Below are 25,257 nucleotides of genomic sequence, written 5' to 3'. Positions count from 1 at the left end.
AGCGTTTGAATAGACAATTGGAGAGCCCAAGGCAGCTCTAGGCCTATTTCAAATGGGATTGACATTGTTCGTATTTTCGAAAAATTTTTAAAAGTTCGAGAACACTGAGGGGTCTCCCGTACCCAAGTTATATGGTCGGGCTGTCTAACAATGGACCTATTTGATAGTAACGCCAAAGATTGAGCGTGTCCGGCTGCGAGGTCGCATACATGTATGTAATCCCTCGTTCCGGTTCCATCGGGGTAGGATAATCATTACCGAAAATGCAAAGCTTCGGGAGTTGGCCATTACGCCGCTCGCGACCTTCAATATGAACGGGAATAGATTGTTAGGAATACCTCTGGGGCATTCTCCAATTAATCCGCTAGGTGTGCCCCAATAGGGTTAAAATATCGAAGTATGACTACTTTCCATTCCTCCTCATCCGATCTGCAAATATTTTCGAGCAGATCCTCGATAATGAGTTTTGATTGGCCATAAGGTGTCGTTGCTAATTTTGGTGAAGACTCATCAAATGGAGAGGCAAAATTGGCATCATAAATGGTAGCAGACGAGCTAAAGATTATTTTTTACGCCTACCTCAGCCATAATCTTTAATAGAGAAATAGTGTTTACATTATTGTCAAAATAGTCCAATGGCGATTTTGATGATTCACTAACTGACTTCAATCCAGCACAATGAATTACGCAATCAATATTTTTATAGGTGTGAAATACTCGGCCCAAAAGTGTCTCCTCCCCGCATATCGCCCACAATAGAGATAGGGTAACACCAGTTATTTGCCAAATTCTGCTAATGATTCTGGGCTGCTATTGCAGTATGTTGTCAATTAGGTGATTTGATGACCTCAAGTTCAATGAGGTCGACAGCAACATGAGAGCCAATGGAAACCAGTTCCGCCGGTAATTAATACCATCATTCCACCTCTTTTTAGTCTTGTGTATTAGCTATCACTGGAAAGACATTGTTCATCGAATTAAAATTCACGATGGAGTAGATTTCGCTGCAATGTTCCAAGTGAAAAGTAGGGAGTATCACTAGGAGGCTTTATTTTAGAGGTAATTGTGAGAAACAGGCTGTAGATTCAAATTCTGAAAGAGCGCACAATTCAACAGGCAGTATAGCTACCTAGGATAGTTTGAGACCAATAGATAGTAATGATCCTGAAAGACCTTCGAAAATATCATTCCGATCGTCTACAATTTTAGCGTGGACCAGCGGTTTTTTCTTGTTTCTCTTCTTAAGGCTGACTACATTTCTCATCGTTGGTTGGTACTTTCTGATTGTCTCGATAAGTGTTGTAACCTATTGAAAGCAAGCATGTTTGGACCTGTCAGCTTCTAAACTTCAACTATTTCTGGGACTAGATCTAATGCGTCACGGACATTCCAATGAAGGTCCAAAAGTGCCAAGCAGGTCAATCTGCGATTGATAAATGTCCGGTTTGTCGTTCTACCGACCTCACCACCGAGTTAATGGCTCCAGATTTTTATCTGTCCAAGGGCATGTCTGAGCTGTTTCGGGTCGCATTCTGCAATTCCTGCCAACTTGGTTTTTCATATCCGAAGATGGATTACCAGAATTGAGCAGGTACTATCCTAATGAATATATTCCCTATCAACCACGGCTGGGTTTGAAGGGGTGGTTACGAAAGGTTAAATTTGGCACTGATTATAAGATAATGCGACGTTCTTGCAGAAGCTGTTAAGGATTGTTTTGAAGTCGGAGCTGGTAGCGGAGAATTTCTATCGTATTTAAAATGCTGGCTTGAGGTTGCCGGATTGGAGCAGAGTATAGAGGGGTGTAGGGTTGCTGCTCAGATTTTTGAGATCGATTTAAAAAATAGCAACGTTGAGGGTTATTTATTTAGTCAGACATATGATTGCGTGATTGCTAGATATGTATTGGAGCATTTGAATGCTCCAATTGAAGTGCTATCTAATATTTATACCAATGGGCTTTCTGCAAAGGGAATTCTGTTTTGAAGTTACCCTGTTACGATTCGTGGGAAAAGAGGTTTGGTTAAATCATTGGCTTGGGATAGATTTGCCCCGGCATAGGTTCATTTTACGGCAGAGGGTATTTCCAAAGATTTTGAATGGTATTGGGTTTAGGGAAGTAAAAGTCTACAATGACCGGGTGCCATTCGACTTTATTCGTAGTTTTCTCTATTCAAGAATTCACTATTTTATCCTGAAATGAAGAGGTCCTTCGGTCGTCTTTACGGGATTATTCCTTCGATTATATATTTCGCCATAGGCAAAGACCGTTCGGGACGCATGGTCGTTGTTGCTAGGAAATAATGAACCTCCCCGCCGCTCGCGGCGGGGTCTCATGGGCTCCCCAGGAGCCCGGCGGGGTCAACTCAGTGAGAACGGCCAGGAAGGCTTGTTATCATGTAGTCGCTTGTTATAGGGAAACGGGAATATTTATCTGAATACGACTTGATTTCTAAATTGTGATAACATCAAACTAACAAATTTCCTTCTCATTACTAGGGGTATTATGAAAGATTTGCGTTTGCGCTGCAATGGTCTGACTAAAAATATAATTTTTTGGGGCGGAACGGGGCAAAGTGTTGTCAACAGGGAAATTCTGCGCCTTTTCTCCAGTAATTTACTGGCTATCTTTGATGACACTCCTGAAATTAAATCTCCTTTTTCAGATGTTGCTCTTTTCCATGGCAGCACGTTTGATGGGTGGATCGCTCAACAGGCTAAAAGGTCAGAAATCGGATTCGTAGTTTCAATCGGAAACCCTCATGGCAAGGCTCGCCTAAATATTGCTAAACGGCTGAAAAAATGTGGATTGCGCCCAGTTACCCTGGTGCACCCTACGGCTTGTATTGCGAAAAATGTTAAGATCGGAGAATGTGCTCAAATTATGGCGGGCGCGATAATTCAACCTAATGTCATACTCGGACACTCGTGTATTGTAAACACCAAGTCTAGTGTAGACCATGATTGCGAACTTCAAGACTCTACCGAAGTTGGTCCAGGTGCGACCTTATGTGGTAATGTCCTTCTGAAGGAAGGTGCGTGGGTGGGCGCTGGCGCCACAATACTACCAAGAATAGCTATCGGGAAAAACTCAGTTATTGGCGGCGGGGCACTTGTAACCAAAGATGTTCCTGAAAATTCTGTCTATGCCGGAGTTCCCGCAAGACCTATGATTACAAAATTAAAACCCACCTAATCCCACCAGGAAGTCCCGATTTCATATCAATATGATTTCCCTTCCAATGAGGAATTGCCTTGAGTTGAACAAAATTTACTGGAAATTGACGACAAAGTAGGAATCATTCCTAAATTCAATAGAATTCTCATTTTGAAATTTAATATCTAGCTGATTGGTCGTATTGCCAATGATATAGGAGTAGTATTTTAGGTTTCTATCAATACAAATTTTTTCTATAGGGCTTTGTGGATACTCAAAATATTCACCGTCACAAACGTTCGAAACCCAAAAATCATTACCAATACACCTAATATTTCTCGGCTTTGATTTCAAAAAATTTTGCAATTCAGCTTGATCTTGAGTGTTAACAGCCGCTGGGCTCCATCCAAGATAAAGTGGTTTGACAAATTTATTGGCATACTGAATTCCAATAAAAATAACCATCAGGATCAAAGTTAAGTTTAAAATACGATTGGAGATTTTTCTTAGTACGAATTTTTTGAAGATAATTTGAAAAATCGACCCAAAAAACACAGCACTCCCCATTGCCAAAACAGGTAGGTATGGAAATTGATAGTAGCTATGGTTACTACTAAATCCCAAAAATATAATACTTCTTATGACAAACACAAAACACCAAGGTACGACAACATAGTTTAGTAGCATGGGGTATTTTTTACGCCAGGAATAAAGGGACAAAAAGGTTATTGCAGATAAACCAAAGTGTACTGTCCCTTCTCCAATGAGGAATTCGTAACTTCGTAAAATTGGAAGTCCATCCCAAAACTTAGACAATAATCCTAGTGACGTAGAACCAACTGAAATAGTACTGTTTTGATGCCTAAGAAATCCGCGGGTAAAATATACCAGACTAAAACCCACACAAATCCACCTAAGGCAATAGACACGCTCAACCGCTTAATTCCCTTATTCCTTGGAACCAAAGCCAAATAACCCAGGGTAGAATGAAGCTAATCCCATCTAGCTTGCAATTATAGTGAAGAAGATTCCGGCGTAAAAGACCAATGTATTCCCAATCCAGTACATGGAGTGAAAATGTGGATCAATTTTATCCAATGTGCCAGATCTGATTGGCAGACCAAATGCCACGAGGCACAGACCAAAAAAGCAAATAGGGCTCAGCCATCATGTTTTGGTTAAAATGCGTAAACAAGGGGTGAGGTAATCCAAAATAGAAAGGCACCAAGTGCACCCATTGGCCCAATGACTAACCAGGCAATCTCAGTGATTAGAGCGGCTGACACTGAAGAAAGAAATGCTGATTGAACCCGAAAAACAACAAAATCCTGATCCGTTACAAAAGGAAAAACTCTTGGCAAATAAAATAGAAATCCATCATCTGGGAATCCTACTCCTTCAGGATTCTGAGGAGAAAATTGATCGGATCTTGATAATTTCCCAGTTTCTACTAGGTGCTTAAAATGCACTTATGTGTACTGCAGATTTGAAGCTATGGTGCCCGGTAAAGGCCTGATTACAATATTCGACTCTGGGGAGCCATGAGAATAAAAAATATTCCAATGGCAAAGATTGTAATTCGCAATATCCTGCCAATGGACCTTCATTTGTCCGCATATTTTTCATTTTCGTGGCCGATTCCACCGATTGCAAACATCAATCACTCGATCGACCTCCGCATCCTTTAAGAAGGAGAAATCGGAATGAAAGAACAGTTCTGGCAAATTTTTCAGCCATCCCTAATGAAGAAAGAATTTGTTTTCGCCCATCTAGTGCCGTTTGCTCCGAAATTAATTTTGGATAGTGAATGCCCGTCTGAACGCCACTGTCTGTCGCAAAGGCAATGAAATTTTGCCGAGCATCAGCATCTCGAAACAATATGGGAAAGAGATGCCAGACAGATTCCACTTCTTTCGCGAGTTTCATCAATCCAATATTTGGATTAGAAATTCCCCGCATGATAACGTTTCGCGATCTCTGATCTTCGGCTTGTATATTTTTCGAGCCGAGTTCTTAGGAGCATCTCCAAAACCTCTGCATGGACCTCATCCAAGCGACTGTTTAATCCAATTTCGTCGTGGATATATTTGCTTGATTGTCCATAGTCTCTAATTGTGCGAGCCTTAGAAGCCAATTCAAGATCCCGCGTTAAAATCGCGCCACCGTCTCCCATGCAGCCTAAGTTTTTCGTTGGATAGAAACTCAGACCCGCCATTTGACCAATCGTACCCACAGGGATCCCATCAAATTTCGCACCAATTGCTTGCGCACAATCTTCCACTATTTTTAATCCAAACTTCTCCTTAAGTTTTTTTAATTTGTGCAAATCTAATGGGTGCCCATAGAGATGAACCGGAACAAAAAATCTGATTTCTGGATGCGAGGACAATGCTTGGCTCGCAGAATCGAGATCTACTAGTCCATTTGAATCCACATCTACAAAGGCAGGGGTGCCTCCTGCGCGAACAATCGCAAGTGACGTTGCAAATGCACTAAGAGGGGTTGTCAACACAAGATCACCGGGATTTAGCCCCAAAGTCCGGAGGGATATTTCCAATGCATCAAGACCATTTCCACAGCCAATTGCGTGTTGGGTACGACTGAATTTGGCCAAATATTTTTCAAAATTCTCCACGCCAGTTCCTAAAATATACCAGCCACTTTCCCCAATTTTTTGAAATCGGGCGGTCGCTTCGGTGCCGACGTCTGACCAAAATCTCTTAAAGTCATTGAGAAGTACTATATCATTGGGTGTTTCTTTCAATTGATCTCACATTTCTCAAAAGTTGTATGGTTTCAAAGATATCTTTCTTGAGGTCACCCTTGAAAGAAAAGCCAGTTCCCTTAAACTTTTCACACATTACCGAGTACGAATATTCATTCATTATTTTGGATTTCACCAATTGAATTTGCAAATCGGGTACAAATTCCTTAATTACTTCAATAATCTCTGAAACAGTCGAATTCAATGTGAGGACATTGTAAACACTTGCGTCAAATATCGATTCTTTGATAGTATGAATGATCGCTTGCACAGCATCTTCCAAAGCCAAATAGGGACGTCTTTGATTTAATGCCGTTTCCCATATTGTAAGAGGCTGTCCAGTAGCAGCCTGAAAACAAAATTTATTAACTGCTGTATGGAATCTCATTCCATTGGACACGCCGAATATCGTCCCAAATCTACAAATTACAAATCTAAGCCCCTGCTCACCGAGCGTCTGGATAAATTGCTCTTCGGCCAACTTAGTTTCAGCATAGGGACTCTGCGGCTGAATCTCATCACTGCGACAGTTCTCATCAACTTGATCAGCCTTGGTACCATAGACGCTTGAGGTAGAAACATAGGCCAATGGCACTTTCGCTCGCAAACAATGTTCACCGACATTTTTTGTTGCATTAAAATTAACGGTTTCGACTAAATCTTTCGAATCAAAAGATGCTGCTGCCGTAGTAATCGCAGCTAAGTGGATAACCACGTCTGCCGACTCAAATATCGGTCCAAGGTCCATTTCTGCGACGTCAGCTTCGACAAAGTGATATCGGTAGTTCTCGGGTAAATTAAACAACGAACAATACCGTTGGGCGAAGAAGTTATCAAGCATCCAAACTTCTGAATTGGGTAACGCCTTAGGTATTTCTCGAATTAACCTTGATCCTATATGCCCACAGGCACCAGTTACTACTACTTTCATCCCTTATTTTTCCTTGAACATATTAGAAACACGATTCTATTGAATTTTAGGAGGCCCCCAATGGTAACCGATTGATTTGTCATCATAGGCGATTTTTAATTGGTCATTGGGATCATATATCCGATCAGTTAAATAACAAAGCACTGCTGGCCCACGAACAATTCTATATCCGTGCGCCACCCCTGGAGGCACAACAAAGGCCAACGGATTTACACTTGCATCCACCAAAAAATCTAAAATCAGTCCATGGGAAGGTGAGTTTTTGCGACTATCATAAAAAGCAAATTTCACAACACCTGATAAGTTAGTCATCATTTCGGTTTGTATATTGTGCAAGTGCCATGCCTTCACAATTCCTTCATAGACCAATGATGAACTAAGTTGAGCGAAGTCTTTAAAATCTAATTCATTGCTTCGAAGGACTTCAGCGAAAATCTCCACGCTCATCAGAGTGCCTGACTAGCTTTTTAATTCGAAACCCTAAGATTTCACCTTCATAAGTGTTTTCAACAATGCTCATTTATCCTACGTGTACTTCGGGTACGAAAAAGATCCATTTTCCGCCACGATCCATAAATTGCTGCTCTTTCTTAAAAATCTCATCTTTATGATTCCACGCAAAGAGGACCGCAAAGTCCGGTCTATCTTTTGAGAACTGCTCATATGGAACGATAGGGATATGGACGCCGGGACTAAACTTGCCCTGCTTGATGGGAGTTGTGTCGCAGATATAGCTGATGAGATCCGGACCAATATTGCAGTAATTCAATACAGTCGTGCTTTTTGAAGTTGCAGCATAACCAACGACCTTCTTGCCCTCATTTTTAAGCTTGATCAAAAGATCCAATAGTTGACGTTTGGAGTTCTCACAATTTTGGCTAAACTTCAAAAAACCACCAACCTCGGTGATTCCTAATTCCTTTTCTGCCTTCATAATTCTTAGGACATTATCACTAACTTTGTGTTGACCTTTTATACCCAAATAATAACGCATAGAGCCGCCGTGGGTCATCTGATGCTCCGCGCCAATGACTTCAAATCCAAAACTCTCGGCTAATTTTGACACCGAATTTACCGAAAATAAAAACATGTGTTCATCATAGATTTGATCATATGAATTTTTTTGAATCACATCTCCCAAATAGGGATCCTCAAAAGCAATGACTCCACCATCGTGTAGTAGCTCTCGAAAGCCCTCGAAAACAGATCGAATATCAGATATATGGCACAATACGTTTGCAGCCAAAATTGCGTCGGCCTTGCCGTGTTCTAGTTTGACCTCTTTCGCAGTAGACGAATTAAAAAACTTGTTTAGGACATTAATTCCCCGGCCTCTGGCTACATTAGCAACGTTCAAAGACGGCTCAATACCAAGATGCTTAAACCCCTGCGTTTTAAAGTTTTGAAGCATAATTCCATCGTTGGATCCGATCTCGACTACGAAGCTATTGGGTTTATGCGTTAAATAGGCTGTGGCTATATCATCGGAAAAATTCTGAAAATGCTGTATCATAGAGTTTGATGTACCGGAAAAAAAGGCATAACTTTCATTGAACATCATTTCAGGAGTCGGTTGCTCCAATAGTTGCACCAAAAAACATTCTGGACAAAAACCCACAGAAAGTTCGAAAAAATATTCCTTAGAAAAACCATCTGCCGTTAAAAAACCGTTCGCGATAGGTTGATTTCCAAAAGAAACAAAAAGCACTATTTTGTTATTACAGAATACGCATTTGTATTCGTTGTGTTTATCCATCTAAACCTCCAGTTTAACACAAAAAAAATAGATAAACAGCAACTAGGGCAATGTCCTAAAGATGTTTAAAACTTCGGCACCAAAACTAGAATCTCGTTACCTAAAATGCAAGCAAATTAGGCCAAGGTCGCCGATAAGACTAGCGTTTGGCGCGTTTAGCTGATTGCATGGAACAGATACAGCCAATTCCATCGTCCACCCTTTGAAGCTAGCATAGTTGATCCCACATTCCTGATCCAAAGTGTTAGAAGCCCAAGACGACTCTTAATAGGCCTTTCCTCACGAATTCAAATAAAATGTCTTGATAAATCCAGACAAGGTTAATATAGCAGTTGAGGGTTATAGAATGTCGTTAAAAATACCAGAAATATCCATCGTTGTGCCAATCTATAACGAAGCGGAGAGCATCAAAAAGCTGCATAGCGAAATTGCTGATGTTTGCGTTGCTGAAAACTATGTATTCGAAATAATTTTTGTCGATGATGGCTCCCGGGACAACACATCAGAAACAGTAAAATCCCTAAAACCGATTAAATATATTCAGTTCAAAAAGAACTTTGGCCAAACGGCTGCAATTGATGCGGGAATTAAAGCGGCGCAATATGAATATATTGTCACGATGGATGGCGATGGGCAGAATGATCCAAAAGACATCCCCAATCTTCTTGAATATATTAGGGGAAATGATGTCGACGCTGTCTCGGGGTGGCGAAAAAATAGAAAAGATCCTTTTTTGAAGAAAATTGTTTCTAGGGGGGCAAACTTTTTAAGGGGGCTTCTTATTAAAGATGGAATTCACGATAGCGGCTGCTCTTTAAAGATCTACAAGAAAGAGTGTTTTGATCAGATCAATTTGTTTGGGGAAATGCATCGTTTTATCCCTGCCCTCCTTAAAATAAAAGGGTTTCGCATAGGAGAGATCATAGTGAATCATCGTCACCGCGACGCTGGGCAAACGAAATATAACTGGAAGCGCACCATAAAAGGTTTTTTGGACATGATCTCTGTTTGGTTTTGGAATAAGTATGCTGGGCGACCTCTACATCTCTTAGGTGGCCTTGGCGTAGTTCTATTTATCGCAGGAATTCTTACTACTATCGTTGGAATTTACTTCTCCCTTGTAGGAAATGATCTCTTCAAAAATATTTTACCACTGATTGCGGTTTCACTTTATCTTAGCTCACTTCAGCTATTCATATTTGGGCTTATTTCTGATGTTATTTTAAAAAATTATTATGCAACTACCAAACAAACCCAATACACCATTCGAAATGTTTTCAAGACAAACATAGACTGAACTAAAGAGAGGAAAGTGCTGAATAGAACTAGTAGACCTAATAGCATTGCAGCGAGGAATTCACTAATGGAGAAAATTTATGCGGCAGGACCATCTATAACCCAAGTAGAAATTGATTGCGTGCTGGATGCAATGAAAACCGGTTGGTACGAAAAGCCCTATAATTATGTGGAAGACTTTCAAAATGAATTTGCACAGTGGCACGGTAGAAAATTTGGAGTCATGACACCAAATTGCACTACGGCAATTCACCTTCTGCTCACTGCGCTCAAGATTAAAAAAGGAGATGAGGTCATTGCTCCGGAGATTACCTGGATTGGGTCAACTGCCGGTATCACGTATGTTAGGGCCACTCCTGTCCTCACAGATATATTGCCAACTAATTGGTGTATTGACCCCGATCAAGTTGAAAAAAATATTACGAAAAACACTAAAGCAATCATTGCAGTCGACCTTTTTGGAAATATGGCTGAAATGGATCGGCTCTGTGAAATCTCGAAAATGCATCAAATACCACTTATCGAAGATGCCGCAGAAGCCCTAGGGTCAAAATATAAAGGAGTGCGGGCTGGAAAATTCGGTGTTGCCTCAGTTTTTAGTTTTCACCGGACCAAAACTTTGACAACAGGTGAAGGTGGAATGATTTTAACTGACGATAAGAATCTTTATGACCGATGCATGGTCCTTCGAGATCACGGTCGTCGTCCTGGTGGTCAAACCTACTTTAATGAGGAAATAACGTGTAAGTATATGCCGTTTAACCTCCAGGCTGCTTTGGGGCATGGTCAATTTAAACGAATTCATGAACTTATAGAAATGAAGCGTTGGACGCTTAGGAAATATAAAGAATTTCTTTCTGGGATTGATGGGCTGCAGTTCAACGAAGAATCAGCAGATGTTGAAAATGGCGCATGGATAACTGGATTAGTCTTCAGCAAAAAATTGAAAATGACAAAAGATTTTGTGATTTCAGAGTTAGCAAAATTTGACATTCCGATACGGCCCTTCTTCTATCCACTTTCCTCTTTGCCGGCCTACAATCTCCGAGAAAAATATGAACACGTAAATGTAAATTCCTATGAGATTTCTTCTAGAGGGATCAACTTACCTGGCGCAATGAATATAACAGAAGGGCAAATTGAATTTATCGCAGAAAAATTAAGGGGATTGATCGATCGTGCCCACTAATACATCGACTAACGAAATTCTTAGAAACAAGAAGATACTAATAACAGGCGGACTAGGGTTTGTTGGAAGCAACTTGACTCAGGAATGCTTAAAAATGGGAGCTCGAGTCACAATATTTGATTCTCTAGATCCAAAATCTGGTGGCAATCTATATAATATTCAAGATTTTCGATCTGATGTGAATTTGGTTATAAATGATATCCGAAATGAAGAAGGTTTAGCGCAGACTGTTTTAGGGCATGATATTGTTTTTAACTGTGCCGCCTATACCTCACATCCAAACTCAATGAAAGAGCCTATTCTTGATATTGAGGTTAACTGTAGGGGTACAATCAATTGCTTGGAGGCAATAAGGAGATTTTCGCCAGACGCAAAATTTGTTCAAATTGGAACCAGTACGCAGATTGGAAAAAATCTATATGCTCCGGCCGACGAAATGCATTCAGAGTTCCCATTAGATATTTACTCAGCAAATAAATCAGCGGCTGAGAAATACACTCTGATCTATTCAAAGGCCTATGAGTTAAGGACCACTGTGGTTCGCCTGGCCAATAATTTCGGTCCAAGGTCATGTATCAAGAGTCCTGAGTTCGGTTTTATTAACTATTTTATTGGATTGGCACTGCAGAATAAGGAAATCTCACTTTTTGGCGAGGGTTACCAAATTCGCAATTTTAGCTTTATTAAAGACTCTGTGAATGCACTAATAACTGCCGCAACAAAAGAGGAATCGAATGGAGAAGCCTTTTTCGCAGTCTCGAAAAGCCACATTTCGGTAGCAGAAGTTGCGGACAGAATTTGTTCGATAGTGGGCGGAAAGGTAAAGAAGATCCCTTGGCCCAAAGAGCGGGAAGTCTTAGAAATCGGAGATGCCACTTATAGCAATGAAAAGATTCAAAATATTTTGGGCTGGGCTCCATCATGTGAATTAGATGATGGTCTTTTGATTACGAAGAATTACTATCAAGACTGCCTAGCTCATTATCTCTAGAGGAAATAATTTGAAAAAAAATGTACTTGTTATACTAGAAGCCGGTGATGCTATTCCTAGTGGCGTAGTACGTGGCCTCATTTATAAAGATCTTTTTCAAACTCACAATATCAATGCTGTGTACAAAAAATAGGTTATCTTCTAGACTTGTGCGATTTCTGCAATCAAATATGGGTATTACCTCAGTTCTATTTAAAATTCTGGGGGGCCTCCTATGGCCACCAACCGAGTCTTCAAATGCAACCGCTAGAAATAGAACTCTTAACACTGGGTTTAAGGAACTACTGCTGAACGTATTTGACTTGGTTCTATTTTACCATATTTATCGCACGGCCAAACATTTTGACGTAATATACATGTCAAAAGTGAGGTCGCTCAGATTTATTAGAAACCTCAAGAAGCACAGTAACGCACGGCTCGTCCTGGATTTTGGCGATGCGATTTGGCTGAACAACCGGAAATCGAATCGGCTGACTGTTGAGAATACTTTTGACACCGTTTTACAAATTGTTGATGCTGTCACGACTGATAATGAGCTCACCGCCGAATATGCAAGGCAGTTCAATAGCGACGTAACTGTCATTCCCGATTATCCCCAGACTGAATCTTTTGCTAAACATCAACGATCAGAAAGAGTAGAGAATGATCCAATCATCATTGGCTGGATAGGTAGCCCGAATACCGCATACAATCTATTTGAGATTTGGGAAGCTCTAGAAAAAGTATTTTCTAAAAATAAAAATATTCACTTACTGTTGGTGGGAACTGGCGAAGGGCATGCCAATTTCCCTGAGTTCGAGCAGGTTAAATACACCGCAATTCCTATCTACACTCAGGAGCAAATGTTTAAGTTAGTGACCTCGATGGATATTGGCCTCTTTCCATTGCAAGATGTGGAGTCATCTCGGGTTAGAGGGATATTAAAAGCCTGTATTTATATGAGTGCTAAAGTTCCCGTAGTTGCATCGCCTGTTGGGCAGGTTAAAGACTTTATCTTAAATGGGCAGAATGGCCTTTTAGCCCATTCAACCAGAGATTGGGTAGATGCAATTGAACGATTGGTTCTTGATAAAAATCTTAGAAGAAAGTTGGCAGAGAATGGCTTTGATACTGTGACACGTTCGTTTTCGATCAACGTCTGTTTCTCCAAACTTAGGCAAGTTTTGTTCAATGAAAATAAATAGCAGCGCAGCAAAAAACTCCCTAAAAATAGTAATATCCCTGATTTTTATATTCATTGTATGGAAAAAAATTAATTTAGTAGAATTGATCCATATTTTAAAAAATCCAAGTCTGTTTAATTTTATATTTCTGACCCTGGTCAGCCATATAATTATAGTGTTACATGGTGTACGACTAACTCAGATTGCTCCGGACTTAAGAATACGCACCGTTATTAGTGCAACTTATATCAGCTATTTTTACGGACTATTTCTGCCAGGTCAAATCACCACGGAATTCGTCAGAGGAGGTTACCTATTCAGATCGAGAGACCGAATTGCATATGGCGCACTTGTTCTTACCCTTGACAAATTGGTTTCTGTTTTTACTGTATTTTTACTTTCAACTGTCGGGTTGCACTTTACCACCACACCTCAATTGGGAATATTTCGGATAATATTCTTAACGGCATCGGTCTCTTTGTGTTTAGTTTTCTTTCTGCTTAGAACCAATTTTATGAATGATTTTCTCAAGCAATTGCTTTCGTCAATTAAATTGCTTAATCGACTTATTCCTGTCCTAACCTGTTTCCAAAACATGTCACTTAAACGCCACTTACTGACAAATTTCCTATTTGCGATCCTTATTCAGATATTTAATGTTTGGACATTCTACATGCTCGGTTTGGAATTTGGTGCTCAACTTTCATTTTGGGATTGGTCATGGATAAATGGCGCCCTGACCATTGCACTTTTAGTCCCGATAAGCTTCGCAGGAATTGGGGTCAGAGAAGTCGGATTAATTGGGCTTCTTGGGATCTTTGGCATTTCAAGAGAAATTGCTCTAACTATCTCAATCTATATTTTCTACTTCTATTTATCTGCTGCTGCAGTGGGGTACGTATGTGCGTTAAGAACAAGTGTTGCCAAGAGTAGCTAATCGTTTCGTAATTCAGGAGTCTTGAATCAATCGTATCCACTGCATCCAGTGCCGTAAGCGAATTAACCGCCAGGAGCTCGCGATTACATTATTTAACTTATCTTTGTTGCTTGATCGGAAGCTCTGTGAGAAACCTTGCCAACGTCCGTCGAACAAAGCTCGGTTGAACTAGCAGGTGAGACAGTTAAGTGCCAAGTCCCGCCGACGGCAACAGAGCATATATTTGGAGTTCTCGTCGTAGTGAATCTGACGGAGTTGCGGGGACCAAGTCGTTGGAGCACCGGCGGTTGACTATGGGCTGAATCGCCAGTTTTTGGCCGATAAATTAGGTCTAACTTCGCCAAAATAGGCGTTGAAAATATGTCCTGCTCTGGTTAGGTTGTTGCCTAGGTGCGCCGAGGCGCTAAGCGTCAACGAGCCAGTGTGAGGGGATACTCATGAAGAGTATCTAGGCACACCAGGGTAATCCTGCAAACGGAGCCCTGTATCGAGTCTTGCAAGCTGGACGGACATGGGGACCTCCATGGAACAACCAGAGTGAAGCGTAGACAGAAAGTTCATAGGCCGCAACGCAAGTGAAGTTATTGAGCCTCGTCAGCTTATGAATGAGGGTGCCGAGACTGTATAGCACGAGCAGCAATGCTAGCGCGAAGGCAATATCTGAGGGGACCTCCAAACCCAAAGAACCCTCCGGTGTCCGAGTACGCGGAATGTGAACAAGGTTTGTTGAAGGAACCCAGGATATCCTTGAGGGGACAGAAAGGAAACAAAGTGATTAAGCAAGACGTCAAAATCAAGTCTAATTGCGATGTCCTCTCCAAGGAAGTCAGATCGTTTCATAGTAGCGTGGAAGTGTGGTAATGCGCACTGAGCGAAGGGAACGACAGAACTTGAATCGTGAACACTCTTCCCCGTCCAATCGCAGAACTGGATACACGGGATCAGCAGCTCGCACTCTGGAGCTGAACAGCTGGGCACGAATAGGGTTATCGGCGAAGAATCTCGAACTTGTTTTTAATAACCTGTTCAGCCACATCAGTGTGGAGAATCTGCACCAGGCAGTCCGCGCTTTAAACGGAAATAAGGCACGCTCTCAGACAAAGTCCTTCACCTGGGAAATGTTCAAGAGACTCCTCTCGAGAGAGCCTCTGCCCCTCCCCCCGGAAACGACTCAACTGAAACACTTAGGATGGAGTCCTTATGTCAAATAAACACGAACCAAGTTTTGAAGAGCCCGTTGCGGGAAATCCGCACGGCGGGTTCTGTGGGGAGCTTGCCTCTTCTATAAGGAAGAGGTAGGTTTACTCGATGAAAATCCCATTAAATGCCTCGACTTTTGGAGAAGAAGAGATCTCGGCCGCTATTGATGTCCTGAGATCAGGCTTTGTCACTTTTGGCGAACGTTGCCTTTCTTTTGAAGCAATGTTTGCGGACTACATAGGATCCAAACACGCCATTTTTGTTAACTCGGGCTCAAGTGCAAACCTTTTGGCTTTTTTCGCCTTGGTTAATTCAGAATGCCCGACGAGTGTTCATGGCGCAATGAAATTAGAACCTGGGCAAGAAGTGATTGTTCCGGCGGTGACTTGGTCGACGACCGTTTGGCCCATTGTTCAGGCTGGATTGATCCCTGTGCTCGTCGATAGCGACCCAGAATCACTACAAATGAGTGTTGCGTCGGTTGAAAATGCCTATAGCAAAGATACCGGCGCTATTTGCCCTGTCCACGTTTTAGGCAATTCGGCACCTCTAAAAGAGCTTTTATCTTCTGCTAAACGAGAAAAGATTTGGGTTATAGAAGACACCTGTGAGTCTCTAGGCACTCGATTTAATGATCAATTTGTCGGCACCTTTGGTGATGTCGGCACCTATAGTTTTTTCTTCTCCCATCACATTACCACTATCGAGGGCGGGATGATTGTGACCAATAACGATGAGATGGCGGAATTATTTCGCTGCCTCAGAGCTCATGGTTGGACTCGCCATTTAAAAAACAAGGCGGCTGTTGAGGCCAAGCATGCGGATATCGACCCGCGTTTTTTGTTTATTAATACCGGTTTTAATGTCAGGCCGACAGAGATCAATGCTGCCTTTGGGATGAAGCAACTCGGTAAACTTGAAGGCTTTAACCAAAGGCGAGTTGAAATTGCAAATTTTTGGATCGAAGACTTGTGGTTACATGCAAAAAATAAAGCGGTTGTACCCATGAGAACCACCCCTGGGGCCTCATCAACTTGGTTTGGCTTTCCCGTGCTTTGTGAGTCGAAGGACCTCCGGGATCGTTTGCAGCGCCATTTGGAAAAATCAGGAATAGAAACAAGACCAGTGATCGCTGGAAATTTAGCGCGCCAACCTGCTTTTAAAAATATCAAACACCGAGTGGTCGGCGACTTGTCAGGTGCCAATGCGGTCATGGATCGTGGATTATTTTGGGGATCTCACCCACTCATGACTCAACAAGACGTTGAATATGTCTCTAAATGCGTAAAGGAATTCTTTTTATGAAAAAAGCATTGGTAACGGGTATCACTGGACAAGATGGTTCCTACCTCGCAGACCTACTCCTTGAAAAGGACTATGAGGTGCATGGGATTATCCGAAGATCCTCTTCCTTTAATACAAGCAGAATAATGCACATTTTTGATGATGTTCACGATGCCGATGCCCGCCTTCACCTCCATTATGGTGATCTTTCAGACGCCAGCTGTTTAGAAAAGCTCATTGATAAAATTGAGCCGACGGAGATCTATAATTTAGGAGCGCAAAGCCACGTGCGAGTGTCTTTCGATGAACCCATTTACACCGGCGACATTGTGGGGATGGGTACACTGAGAATGCTTGAAGCGATTAAAAATGTTGGCGCGGCTCGTGATATCCGCTTTTACCAGGCGTCCAGCTCTGAAATGTACGGAAAAGTTCAGGCCGTGCCACAAAATGAAGACACGCCCTTCTACCCTCGCAGTCCCTATGGATGCGCTAAAGTCTTTAGCTATTGGCAAACTGTCAATTATCGTGAGGCCTATAACATGTTTGCCTGCAATGGGATTTTATTCAATCACGAAAGCCCCAGACGTGGTGAGACCTTCGTGACTCGAAAAATCACTATGGCGCTGGCGCGCATTTTGTCGGGAAAGCAGAAGAAGCTTTATCTCGGAAACCTCGATGCCAAAAGGGACTGGGGTTTTGCCAAAGACTATGTCGAAGCCATGTGGATGATGCTTCAGCACAGTGAGCCCAATGACTATGTGGTTGCAACCAACCAAACCTGGACGATTCGGGACTTTTTGGATCGCTCATTTGGCCTTGTGGGTTTGAATTGGCAGGACTTTGTTGAAATTGATCCCCGTTATTACCGCCCCACTGAGGTGGACCTACTGATAGGTGACTACTCTCGTGCCAAAGAAAAGCTTGGCTGGGAGCCAAAAACTAGTTTTGATGACCTAGTGAAGATAATGGTCGCAGCAGATCTCACGGCTGAAGGCGTTGCAGACAGGATGAAACTTTAATGAGTGCCTATCGAACAGGCGTGCAGAAAGCTGATTTCCACCAGGACACTCGTCAGTTTTTTAGAGGAAAACGAGTCGCTGTTACAGGGGGAACAGGATTTATTGGTTCTCACTTGATCGAACAACTGCTTGAGCTTGAAGCACGACCAGTGGTGCTCTCACGCCAATCGAATCCTCGATTTTTGACCAACCTGCGATCGAATGTCGAATTGAGAAAATGTGATTTGTTTGACTACAAACAAACTTTTGATGCTATGGGTGGTTGCCCCATCGTATTGAGCCTTGCGGCTTCAGTTGCCGGTATTGAGTACAATAAAAATCATCCGGCGACAATTTTTCAGGAAAATTTGCAGTCCTTCTTTAACACGATCAAAGCGGCTAAAGAAAATAAAGCTGAGCGCTTTATGGTCACAAGCACCGCCTGTGTGTACCCACGCCACTGTAGCCTGCCAACGCCCGAAGAAGAAGGCATGAAGGACGAGCCAGAACCCACAAACTCGGGCTATGGCTGGTCTAAGCGCATGGAAGAATATCTCACCAAGCAATATGCCTTTGAGTTTGGAATGTCGGTCGCCATAGCACGACCTTATAATGCCTATGGCCCGAGAGATAATTTTGATCCGAAGTCTTCGCACGTGATCCCGGCCTTGATTTTAAAGGCCATGACTTGTGAAGGTGGATCTTTCCCGGTGTGGGGCGATGGATCCCACTCCAGGTCTTTTCTGTATGTCGATGATTTTGCTCGAGGACTTATCGAGGTGGCTGCTCGCTACGCAAAAGCTGATCCGATCAATATCGGAGCTCAAGAGGAGATAAAGATTTGCGATGTGGCCTTGATGATTGCCGAAATGGTTGGAGAACTTCGAAATACTCGAATCAAACCGATCTTTGACCCGGCCGGAATCACCGGCCAACCACGACGAATGTGCGACACCTCAAAGTTGGAACGAGAGCTTGCCTTTAAAGCGAATATTTTGTTCGCAGACGGCTTAAGAAATACCATTAAATGGTTTTGGGATGAATATGAAAAAAATCGCTCTATGTATACTGGCTCGTAACGAGCTCGATTGTTTAAAAGTAATGCTTCCGATGTTGCCAAAGCCTGGGCCGGATGCTGGGTTTGATATGATCTGTGCTGTTGATGGTGGATCTACTGATGGTACCGTAGAGTTTTTTAAAGAGAATAATATCAGGGTTTTATCACAAAGTAAGCGAGGTAGGGGCGATGCCTTTCTAACGGCTTTCCGTGAAATCGATGCGGACGCTTACGTGTTCTTTTCGCCGGATGGCAATGAAGATCCCAAGGATCTCGGCAAATTTCGAAAGTTGTTTGATGAGGGTGCCGACCTCGTCATTGCCTCACGAATGATGCGAGAGTCGGTTAACGAAGAAGACGGACAGCTTTTAAAATGGCGGAAATGGGCCAATCTCGCTTTTAACTTTTTGGCGAACATGCTTTTTAGGAGCAAGGGACCATACATCACAGATTCCATTAATGGTTATCGAGGGATCACCAAAGCGGCCGCAACCCATCTCAATCTATCGGCCTACGATTATACGATTGAGTACCAAATGACGATGAGAGCACTGAAGAAAAAAATCAACATCGTCGAATTCCCAACGGTTGAGGGGCCGAGAATCGCTGGCGAAACGGGTGCGCAGAGTATTCCCACTGGCATTCGCTTCTTGAAACGCCTTTGGTCTGAACTGCTTCTCGGCAGTAGGTTTTAGTTACATTCACTTTCAAATTTCAAATTTGGATAGAGAGATTGAGCAGCTGCAAATGACTGGCGAGCTTGGGCCTCATCGGTGGTCGCTAGCAACTGGCATTTAGCTAAGTATAGTTTTGCGCGAGCTCCCTCTTGAGGAAATAGCGGGATTAACTCGTCAATAAGGCGATCGAGTTCCTGCCCCCAGTTTGTCGAAATGATCCTTTTGTCTAAATGGAAGAGTTTAATCCCGTTTGCCGTAAATTCGGTTAAATGAGGGGAGTGATTAATAGGCTCTTCAGGAGCCTCATGGACCGCGACGAAAATACGATTATTTCTGTGAGGATTGGCTTTAATCGCTTTAACGGCTTCACTTATGCCCCAGGTAGGCGCCGGAGTTTTATAATAAAGCCCTTCACCCCAAAATCCGTGCTCTAAATGACCCATGGGCAAAAAACTCACATGGACGATAACATCTCCATAGCTGAGATTCTTTTTTAAGTACTTACCCGCCGAACGATAATCGACTTTGTGAGTTCGGTAGACTTCTTTCAATTTCGGAAGTTGGCTAAGTGTAAATACGACCACTAAACAAGCCACCAAACCTGGCACTAGCCGACGGGCTTTCGCTAAGCCTACCAAGTTCTCAAAAAGTCCGAACAAGTAGCTCATACTGACGGAACCTAGGAAAAGAAAAGGAATGTGCGAATAAAGAACATATTTGGGCGCAAGGCCCGCCAGCTCAGGATTGACCGATAGATGAAAAACCACCGTATGCACAATCATGAACACAAAAAAGAACACCGAAATAAACAAGGCCCTAGGGTGCTTCTTTCGTTCAATGAGACAAAGAATCAAGCCAAGTGTTGCTAAGGTAAAGATACCCAGGGTCGGCTGAGGGAGTGTTTGATTCAGAGCCGTCCAAAGGTGGCTAAAGGGAGAAAAGCTTGCCCACGATACACTCGAGGTTTCGGTACCAGTTCCACCCGCTAAATATTTTCGCGACTTGGAAATAATAAACAATAAAAAGGGCAAAAACCACAATCCAGAAGTCACAGTAAACCGGAAATAGCGCTTAAAGAGATTCTGCGGCGGCGGGGTTGAAGGCGACTCGTTCTTAGTACCTATAGATTTCCACATCACCATTGAAGTTAAAAATAATGAACCAAGCCCCAGAATAGGCTCTAATCCCCTGCTCATTAGAGTGAAAAAGCTCGCAAGTCGATATTTCTTCCACCCCGTGTCCGAATTAGAATCCATCGCTTTAAAGTAAGAGATCAGAGTCCAAGTCAAGAGCACCAGAAAAATAGAATACGGCCGAGCCTCCTGAGAGTAATAAATAAGGGACGGTGAAAAACACACGAATATTGAAGTAAGTAAAGCCACCCGAGAGTTATAAATCAGCGACACCAACTGATAGGTTAACGGAATGAGCAAGGTCCCAAACACCAAAGAAGGCAGACGAGCAACCACTTCATGAAAGGGAAGAAACAAACCAATCACATAGCCAATCAGATAATCAAGCGGTGGTTGCTGCTGAGTCGCCGCCTTGTAAATCAAATGAAACACATTCTCGGTACTATAGTAATAACCAACCTGTCGGATCTCATCCATCCACAAGCTATTGCTACCAATTCCGTAGGCTCTCAGGGCAAAACCAACAAGAGTAAGCAAAGTAAGTATGGGATTTTTTTGAATGAGTGCTCTCATATCATGTGCCAAGTTCTTTTTCCGTTTGCTTTCTGCAATGCCAGCTCATTCATTGCTCGGCATAGATCACTTTAGATCCATCCTGTTCAAAACGAAAAGCCCTGTACTCTAGGCCTTGAGATTTTAGAGCCTCCCTGATCGCAAGTCTTTTCTCGGGCGCGCAACAGACAAGCAGAAAACCGCCCCCACCTGCGCCAAGAAGTTTGCCACCAAAAGCTCCCGCACTCATGGCGATTTCGTAGGAGCGATCGATCTCAACATTGGAAACTCCGCTTGCCATTCCTTTTTTGAGCAACCAGCTCTCATGAAGCAAGCTCCCAAATTTATCGAAACGCCCCTCGTGAAGCAATTCCCGACCCTGCCATACCATTGCAACCATTTTCTTGAGTTGCTCAACCTTTTGGTCCGACATCATGTTCGCTTTTTGTTCAGAAAGGATAGAAGCGGCAGATCGACTCTTGCCCGTGTAAAAGAGCAACAAATGATCCTGAAAAGCCTCATGAAGATCAGATTTCAAATAGATGGGCTCAACATTGACCTGCTCGCTCGCAGCATAGGAAATAATATTGAGCCCTCCAAAGGCAGCAGCATATTGATCTTGCTTTCCAATGGGCTCCCCCAAATCACCAATCTCAACCTCACAGGCCTCTCGGGCAATTCGCTCTTTAGAAACAAAATCACCCCTTCTCGAATAAAGATTATGTAAGGCTCCTACGGTGAAACTTGAAGAAGATCCCAGTCCTGTGCCAGAAGGAATGTCTGCAATAGAGCTAATTTCAATCCCTCCAGCAATATTCAGACGACGAACCACCGCACGCAAGATAGGATGCTCAATCTCTGCGACGGAACTGACCGTTTCTGTTCGAGAATATTTCATTCTGTATTGATCACGCTCAAAAAAATCGTGAGTCGATATGTACATGTACTTGTCGATCGTCACACTCAGTGTGGCCCCCGGTGATTGACGATAGAACTCCGGCAAATCACTGCCTCCTCCAAAAAAGCTCATTCGAAATGGAGTTTTGGTGATGATCATTCTTAATGCCCCCCCTTATGACCCTCATGCTGAATTGCTGTCGCTGACACCGAATTTGAGTGAACGTCTAACTTTGAATCCTCCAAAATAAAATCAACCGCTTCCGCAAGATTCAAAAAGATTTTATCTGGAATCTGATCACGAAATTCACCGACCCGACCGACCGCATTTTTTACACCGAGACATTTTTTCAGTCCCGCAGTTCGACCAACGCCGATGTCACGCCAGGTATCTCCAACAACGTAGGACCTTGAAAGATCAATGTTGAAAAACCGTTTTGCCTCCTGAATCATTCCATCGCTCGGCTTGCGACACTCACAAGTGATTTTGTAAGTCATATCTTCGCCCGGAAATCCCTTGTCTGGATGATGCGGACAAAAATAAATGGCATCAAAACGAGCACCCGAACGCCCAAGTTGTGTCTCCATTTTTTTATGAATTTCGCGAACCTGCGCTTCATCTGCCCAACCCCGCGCAACCACCGGCTGATTGGTAATCACGATCGCTAAAAAATCTGAACGATTTAATTTCGATAAGGCCGCTGGCACATCATCAAACAACACCAGACCGCCCAAATCTCTGAGAAAATCAACATGGTGACAAAGGACTCCATCACGATCCAGAAACACCGCCGGACGAGAATTTCGACGATGATGCAGCTTCACCTTACCACTTAAAACATCTGCCTCTACGGCAGCCAATCGGTCTGGGCTACCCATATCTTTCAAATATTCTGCTGAAGGATAGGCATAAAATCTCTCACTCTTCACCAAGTGAGGAAACACATCCCGGCCTAAATCCAGATGGACCCCTCTTTGGAGGTAGTTAAAAATTCGAGGACTCAAGATATAAACCGCCGCATTAACTTAATTGTGATAAAAACGATTGGGATCGTGTGGCTTTCCGTGAAAAGCTGTTATCCGAAATTACTTATCAAATTCCACCAAATCGCTATCATGAGGATGATCATTTGGGTGAACCATCAGAGTCGCGCATGGGTCCTCAAGCTCACAATGAAAATTGATGAAAGCCGAGAGATCCATGTCGACCAAGACGTCACCATAAACGACGAGAAAGTCCTCTAGCAAAAAATCTTCGGCTTCCTTGAGAGCACCAGCCGTGCCAAGAGGTGCTGCCTCCTCAATGAATGAAATTCTTAAACCCCATTTTGATCCATCCCCACAGTGCTCCCTAATCTTGTCGGTCATGTGACCCGTGAGAAGCAACACCTCTCTCACTCCCTCTCGAACCAACCATTCAAACTGGTAGTCAAGAACAGGCTTGCCTGCAATCGGCAATAACACTTTAGGGATTTGTTCAGTCAAGGAGCCAAGGCGAGTCCCCTTACCTCCAGCCAAAATAACCGCTTTCAAATTCGCTCTCCCGCTTCGTTTTTAGGTGACCGAATCTATTCCTTCACTGCGCCGCTGACAAGCGAGGCTCCTTAGTTAGCCCGGAATTAAAATCATGCGCTGCATTAGATTGTCGGTAACCAAAATATCTTGGGGTTGGCTGGGCACCCGAAATAATCACAATCCCTTCTTCTATTTTAAGGGCACTTCAACTATACAATTGTTTATGACCTCACAAGATCCAAGACGCCTTAATCATATATTTGACGGCAAGACAGCTTCCGCTCATTTTTCGGAATATCGCACTTCGCTGGATCAGGCTCTTAGGTCGGTTCCGTTAAAAAATATTGATCACGCTTTTGAATTGATTTTCCAGGCCTCCCAAAAAGGAAAAAAACTTTTAATCGCTGGCAATGGTGGTTCAGCAGGAATCTCAGATCACCTCTCGTGCGATTTAGGAAAGGGAACTTTAAGCCCCGGTCAGCCACCCCTTAAGGTTTTGTCTCTCAGTGCAAACGGACCGATGCTGACCGCTATTGCCAATGATTACGGATATGATGAGGTCTTTGCGACTCAAGTGGCAATGTATGGAGAAGAGGGTGACGTTTTAATCACGATCTCCTCCAGTGGTAAAAGTCCCAACATCGTCAAGAGTCTTGAGGTCGCTCGCAAAATGGGCCTAAAGACAATTGCCCTCACGGGCTTTGGCGGCGGCAAGTCCAGAGAACTGTGTGATGTTTCACTTCACTTTGAATTCCAGAACTATGGAATAGTGGAGGATTGCCATCAGATTGTACTTCAATCTATAGGCCAGTACTTGGCAAAAATACGCGATGGCAATTGGTAATGGCGATGGCGATGGCGATGGCGATGGTCTCCCTGGTAGAAATAAAATGGAACACGAAAAGGTGCCCAGCCTTGAGGCGGCGTTGAATAGCTCCACGAGTCCCAGTCGTGATGGACTCGTTTCAATTATCACCCCAGTTTTCAATTCTGAGGCTTACATCGATAAAACGATTAAGTCTGTTCAGGATCAAACTTATACGAATTGGGAAATGCTCGTCGTTGCAGATTCGGGAACGACCGACAAAACTCCAGAAATCGTCCAAGGCTATTCAGACAAGGATCCGCGGATTAAATTTGTTCAGGTCCCAGAGGGACGAGGGCTTGCCCTTTCCCGAAACTATGCCATCTCATTAGCTCACGGCCGGTTTCTGGCTTTCTTAGATAGCGACGATTTCTGGCTTCCTGAGAAACTGCAGAGACAAGTCGATTTTATGAGGACAAATAACTACTCATTCACTTGCACGGCTTTTCGACGAATTGATTTGAACGAAAAGCGCATTGGAAGGATCATTGGGGTCCCTCGTCAAACGACCTACGAAAGGCTGCTTCAACAGAATTGTATCGCCTGCCTGACCGTCATGCTCGATATAGATCAAGTTGGAAAGGTATCCTTTACGGAATCAAAGCACGAGGACTTCATTCTGTGGTTGAACCTCCTCAAACGCGGATTTCGTTGCGAAGGCCTCAATGAAGACCTGGCCCGATACCGTATTGTCAACCAGTCCCGTTCCGCCAATAAATTTGAGTCCGCAAAAAATACGTGGCGAATCTATCGAGAAACTGAAGGACTGAATCTGCCGCAGGCTTGCCTTAGATTGGGCCAATTTGCGATCCGCAATCTGACCAAATACAGCCGATTTTAGATATACCAAGCCATTGCGACATTTGCCCCCAGAGATGACATTCAGACATTG

At 43.1% G+C, this 25,257-nt stretch carries 26 protein-coding genes and 1 pseudogene; 13 read left to right on the top strand and 14 right to left on the bottom strand.

Features of this window, described 5'->3' with window-relative positions:
* Nucleotides 1–356 precede the first annotated feature (356 nt).
* Nucleotides 357–566, bottom strand: coding sequence for an NAD-dependent epimerase/dehydratase family protein (locus IPL83_21025; GenBank protein ID MBK9041602.1), 210 nt, complete (start codon nucleotides 564–566; stop codon nucleotides 357–359).
* Entirely contained in the window at nucleotides 556–726 is a 171-nt protein-coding gene (locus tag IPL83_21020) for an NAD-dependent epimerase/dehydratase family protein (GenBank protein ID MBK9041601.1), read from the bottom strand. Before IPL83_21020 ends, IPL83_21025 begins: the two co-directional genes overlap by 11 nt.
* A 975-nt stretch (nucleotides 727–1,701) precedes the next feature.
* Between IPL83_21020 and IPL83_21015 the strand changes: the two are divergent.
* Nucleotides 1,702–1,986: pseudogene (locus IPL83_21015) on the top strand (methyltransferase domain-containing protein).
* 520 nt (nucleotides 1,987–2,506) lie between these two features.
* Nucleotides 2,507–3,196 (top strand): acetyltransferase, encoded by a 690-nt coding sequence (locus tag IPL83_21010; GenBank protein MBK9041600.1) that lies wholly within the window; start codon nucleotides 2,507–2,509, stop codon nucleotides 3,194–3,196.
* 75 nt (nucleotides 3,197–3,271) lie between these two features.
* Here IPL83_21010 and IPL83_21005 read toward each other — a convergent pair whose 3' ends face one another.
* The 7 genes from IPL83_21005 to IPL83_20975 all read right to left on the bottom strand — a co-directional run bounded on the left by IPL83_21005 (nucleotide 3,272) and on the right by IPL83_20975 (nucleotide 8,608).
* Nucleotides 3,272–3,973, bottom strand: a complete 702-nt coding sequence (locus IPL83_21005) for a hypothetical protein (GenBank protein ID MBK9041599.1) — start codon at nucleotides 3,971–3,973, stop codon at nucleotides 3,272–3,274.
* A gap of 362 nt (nucleotides 3,974–4,335) precedes the next feature.
* Complete coding sequence (locus tag IPL83_21000; GenBank protein MBK9041598.1) at nucleotides 4,336–4,626, bottom strand: hypothetical protein; 291 nt, start codon at nucleotides 4,624–4,626, stop codon at nucleotides 4,336–4,338.
* Nucleotides 4,627–4,813: 187 nt separating this feature from the next.
* Complete coding sequence (locus IPL83_20995; protein MBK9041597.1) at nucleotides 4,814–5,116, bottom strand: DegT/DnrJ/EryC1/StrS family aminotransferase; 303 nt, start codon at nucleotides 5,114–5,116, stop codon at nucleotides 4,814–4,816.
* A complete protein-coding gene (locus IPL83_20990; protein MBK9041596.1) occupies nucleotides 5,100–5,921 on the bottom strand; it encodes a DegT/DnrJ/EryC1/StrS family aminotransferase in 822 nt (273 codons plus the stop codon). The genes IPL83_20995 and IPL83_20990 overlap by 17 nt, the downstream gene beginning before the upstream one ends.
* Nucleotides 5,902–6,852, bottom strand: coding sequence for an SDR family oxidoreductase (locus tag IPL83_20985; GenBank protein MBK9041595.1), 951 nt, complete (start codon nucleotides 6,850–6,852; stop codon nucleotides 5,902–5,904). Before IPL83_20985 ends, IPL83_20990 begins: the two co-directional genes overlap by 20 nt.
* Before the next feature lie 36 nt (nucleotides 6,853–6,888).
* A complete protein-coding gene (locus tag IPL83_20980) occupies nucleotides 6,889–7,299 on the bottom strand; it encodes a dTDP-4-dehydrorhamnose 3,5-epimerase family protein (protein MBK9041594.1) in 411 nt (136 codons plus the stop codon).
* Nucleotides 7,300–7,372: 73 nt separating this feature from the next.
* Nucleotides 7,373–8,608, bottom strand: coding sequence for a class I SAM-dependent methyltransferase (locus IPL83_20975; GenBank protein ID MBK9041593.1), 1,236 nt, complete (start codon nucleotides 8,606–8,608; stop codon nucleotides 7,373–7,375).
* A 346-nt stretch (nucleotides 8,609–8,954) separates the two neighbouring features.
* Here IPL83_20975 and IPL83_20970 point away from each other — a divergent pair, with 346 nt between their 5' ends.
* From IPL83_20970 to IPL83_20950, 5 genes are all read left to right on the top strand, one after another.
* Nucleotides 8,955–9,905 carry a glycosyltransferase family 2 protein gene (locus tag IPL83_20970; protein ID MBK9041592.1) on the top strand — a complete coding sequence of 317 codons (951 nt, stop codon included), beginning with the start codon at nucleotides 8,955–8,957 and terminating at the stop codon, nucleotides 9,903–9,905.
* A gap of 66 nt (nucleotides 9,906–9,971) precedes the next feature.
* The gene (locus tag IPL83_20965) at nucleotides 9,972–11,093 is read left to right on the top strand and encodes a DegT/DnrJ/EryC1/StrS family aminotransferase (protein ID MBK9041591.1); all 1,122 of its coding nucleotides are present in this window, start codon (nucleotides 9,972–9,974) and stop codon (nucleotides 11,091–11,093) included.
* Nucleotides 11,080–12,084, top strand: coding sequence for a GDP-mannose 4,6-dehydratase (locus tag IPL83_20960; GenBank protein MBK9041590.1), 1,005 nt, complete (start codon nucleotides 11,080–11,082; stop codon nucleotides 12,082–12,084). Before IPL83_20965 ends, IPL83_20960 begins: the two co-directional genes overlap by 14 nt.
* Nucleotides 12,085–12,254: 170 nt before the next feature.
* A complete protein-coding gene (locus tag IPL83_20955) occupies nucleotides 12,255–13,268 on the top strand; it encodes a glycosyltransferase (protein MBK9041589.1) in 1,014 nt (337 codons plus the stop codon).
* The gene (locus IPL83_20950; GenBank protein MBK9041588.1) at nucleotides 13,255–14,184 is read left to right on the top strand and encodes a flippase-like domain-containing protein; all 930 of its coding nucleotides are present in this window, start codon (nucleotides 13,255–13,257) and stop codon (nucleotides 14,182–14,184) included. Before IPL83_20955 ends, IPL83_20950 begins: the two co-directional genes overlap by 14 nt.
* Before the next feature lie 448 nt (nucleotides 14,185–14,632).
* On the opposite strand, the gene IPL83_20945 is transcribed toward IPL83_20950, so the two are convergent.
* The gene (locus tag IPL83_20945; GenBank protein MBK9041587.1) at nucleotides 14,633–14,866 is read right to left on the bottom strand and encodes a hypothetical protein; all 234 of its coding nucleotides are present in this window, start codon (nucleotides 14,864–14,866) and stop codon (nucleotides 14,633–14,635) included.
* Nucleotides 14,867–15,492: 626 nt separating this feature from the next.
* Here IPL83_20945 and IPL83_20940 point away from each other — a divergent pair.
* Genes IPL83_20940 through IPL83_20925 form a run of 4 tightly spaced genes read left to right on the top strand, consistent with a single transcriptional unit; the run spans nucleotide 15,493 to nucleotide 19,421 of the window.
* A complete protein-coding gene (locus IPL83_20940; protein MBK9041586.1) occupies nucleotides 15,493–16,689 on the top strand; it encodes a DegT/DnrJ/EryC1/StrS family aminotransferase in 1,197 nt (398 codons plus the stop codon).
* Nucleotides 16,677–17,690 carry a GDP-mannose 4,6-dehydratase gene (gene gmd / locus IPL83_20935; GenBank protein MBK9041585.1) on the top strand — a complete coding sequence of 338 codons (1,014 nt, stop codon included), beginning with the start codon at nucleotides 16,677–16,679 and terminating at the stop codon, nucleotides 17,688–17,690. Before IPL83_20940 ends, gmd begins: the two co-directional genes overlap by 13 nt.
* Nucleotides 17,690–18,748 carry an NAD-dependent epimerase/dehydratase family protein gene (locus IPL83_20930; protein MBK9041584.1) on the top strand — a complete coding sequence of 353 codons (1,059 nt, stop codon included), beginning with the start codon at nucleotides 17,690–17,692 and terminating at the stop codon, nucleotides 18,746–18,748. The genes gmd and IPL83_20930 overlap by 1 nt, the downstream gene beginning before the upstream one ends.
* Nucleotides 18,714–19,421 carry a glycosyltransferase family 2 protein gene (locus tag IPL83_20925; protein MBK9041583.1) on the top strand — a complete coding sequence of 236 codons (708 nt, stop codon included), beginning with the start codon at nucleotides 18,714–18,716 and terminating at the stop codon, nucleotides 19,419–19,421. Before IPL83_20930 ends, IPL83_20925 begins: the two co-directional genes overlap by 35 nt.
* Here IPL83_20925 and IPL83_20920 read toward each other — a convergent pair.
* The 4 genes from IPL83_20920 to IPL83_20905 form a co-directional block, all read right to left on the bottom strand.
* The gene (locus IPL83_20920; GenBank protein ID MBK9041582.1) at nucleotides 19,418–21,121 is read right to left on the bottom strand and encodes a glycosyltransferase family 39 protein; all 1,704 of its coding nucleotides are present in this window, start codon (nucleotides 21,119–21,121) and stop codon (nucleotides 19,418–19,420) included. The two genes, IPL83_20925 and IPL83_20920, sit on opposite strands and share 4 nt — an antisense overlap.
* A gap of 37 nt (nucleotides 21,122–21,158) precedes the next feature.
* Nucleotides 21,159–22,145 carry a GHMP kinase gene (locus tag IPL83_20915; protein MBK9041581.1) on the bottom strand — a complete coding sequence of 329 codons (987 nt, stop codon included), beginning with the start codon at nucleotides 22,143–22,145 and terminating at the stop codon, nucleotides 21,159–21,161.
* Between the two features lie 2 nt (nucleotides 22,146–22,147).
* Nucleotides 22,148–22,990 carry an HAD-IIIA family hydrolase gene (locus tag IPL83_20910; GenBank protein ID MBK9041580.1) on the bottom strand — a complete coding sequence of 281 codons (843 nt, stop codon included), beginning with the start codon at nucleotides 22,988–22,990 and terminating at the stop codon, nucleotides 22,148–22,150.
* A gap of 81 nt (nucleotides 22,991–23,071) precedes the next feature.
* Nucleotides 23,072–23,518, bottom strand: a complete 447-nt coding sequence (locus IPL83_20905) for a nucleotidyltransferase family protein (protein ID MBK9041579.1) — start codon at nucleotides 23,516–23,518, stop codon at nucleotides 23,072–23,074.
* Between the two features lie 94 nt (nucleotides 23,519–23,612).
* On the opposite strand from IPL83_20905, the gene IPL83_20900 reads away from it, so the two are divergent.
* Together IPL83_20900 and IPL83_20895 are read left to right on the top strand one after the other, a co-directional pair.
* Nucleotides 23,613–24,344 (top strand): SIS domain-containing protein, encoded by a 732-nt coding sequence (locus tag IPL83_20900; GenBank protein MBK9041578.1) that lies wholly within the window; start codon nucleotides 23,613–23,615, stop codon nucleotides 24,342–24,344.
* Nucleotides 24,331–25,206 (top strand): glycosyltransferase family 2 protein, encoded by an 876-nt coding sequence (locus IPL83_20895; protein MBK9041577.1) that lies wholly within the window; start codon nucleotides 24,331–24,333, stop codon nucleotides 25,204–25,206. The genes IPL83_20900 and IPL83_20895 overlap by 14 nt, the downstream gene beginning before the upstream one ends.
* Nucleotides 25,207–25,257 lie beyond the last annotated feature (51 nt).

This window comes from Bdellovibrionales bacterium, assembly GCA_016716765.1.
Taxonomy (GTDB): Bacteria; Bdellovibrionota; Bdellovibrionia; order Bdellovibrionales; family UBA1609; genus JADJVA01.
This window is presented reverse-complemented; position numbering and strand designations above follow the sequence as displayed.

Excerpts from the sequence above, each read along its gene's own strand:
- IPL83_20980 (MBK9041594.1), bottom strand. The coding sequence starts at position 7,299 with ATGAGCGTGGAGATTTTCGCTGAAGTCCTTCGAAGCAATGAATTAGAT.
- IPL83_20965 (MBK9041591.1), top strand. The coding sequence starts at position 9,972 with ATGGAGAAAATTTATGCGGCAGGACCATCTATAACCCAAGTAGAAATT.
- IPL83_20895 (MBK9041577.1), top strand. The coding sequence starts at position 24,331 with ATGGCAATTGGTAATGGCGATGGCGATGGCGATGGCGATGGTCTCCCT.
- IPL83_20970 (MBK9041592.1), top strand. The coding sequence starts at position 8,955 with ATGTCGTTAAAAATACCAGAAATATCCATCGTTGTGCCAATCTATAAC.
- IPL83_20985 (MBK9041595.1), bottom strand. The coding sequence starts at position 6,852 with ATGAAAGTAGTAGTAACTGGTGCCTGTGGGCATATAGGATCAAGGTTA.
- IPL83_20955 (MBK9041589.1), top strand. The coding sequence starts at position 12,255 with ATGGGTATTACCTCAGTTCTATTTAAAATTCTGGGGGGCCTCCTATGG.
- IPL83_20925 (MBK9041583.1), top strand. The coding sequence starts at position 18,714 with ATGAAAAAAATCGCTCTATGTATACTGGCTCGTAACGAGCTCGATTGT.
- IPL83_20975 (MBK9041593.1), bottom strand. The coding sequence starts at position 8,608 with ATGGATAAACACAACGAATACAAATGCGTATTCTGTAATAACAAAATA.
- IPL83_20940 (MBK9041586.1), top strand. The coding sequence starts at position 15,493 with ATGAAAATCCCATTAAATGCCTCGACTTTTGGAGAAGAAGAGATCTCG.
- IPL83_20930 (MBK9041584.1), top strand. The coding sequence starts at position 17,690 with ATGAGTGCCTATCGAACAGGCGTGCAGAAAGCTGATTTCCACCAGGAC.
- IPL83_20950 (MBK9041588.1), top strand. The coding sequence starts at position 13,255 with ATGAAAATAAATAGCAGCGCAGCAAAAAACTCCCTAAAAATAGTAATA.
- IPL83_21010 (MBK9041600.1), top strand. The coding sequence starts at position 2,507 with ATGAAAGATTTGCGTTTGCGCTGCAATGGTCTGACTAAAAATATAATT.
- IPL83_20995 (MBK9041597.1), bottom strand. The coding sequence starts at position 5,116 with ATGCGGGGAATTTCTAATCCAAATATTGGATTGATGAAACTCGCGAAA.
- IPL83_20900 (MBK9041578.1), top strand. The coding sequence starts at position 23,613 with ATGCGCTGCATTAGATTGTCGGTAACCAAAATATCTTGGGGTTGGCTG.
- IPL83_20915 (MBK9041581.1), bottom strand. The coding sequence starts at position 22,145 with ATGATCATCACCAAAACTCCATTTCGAATGAGCTTTTTTGGAGGAGGC.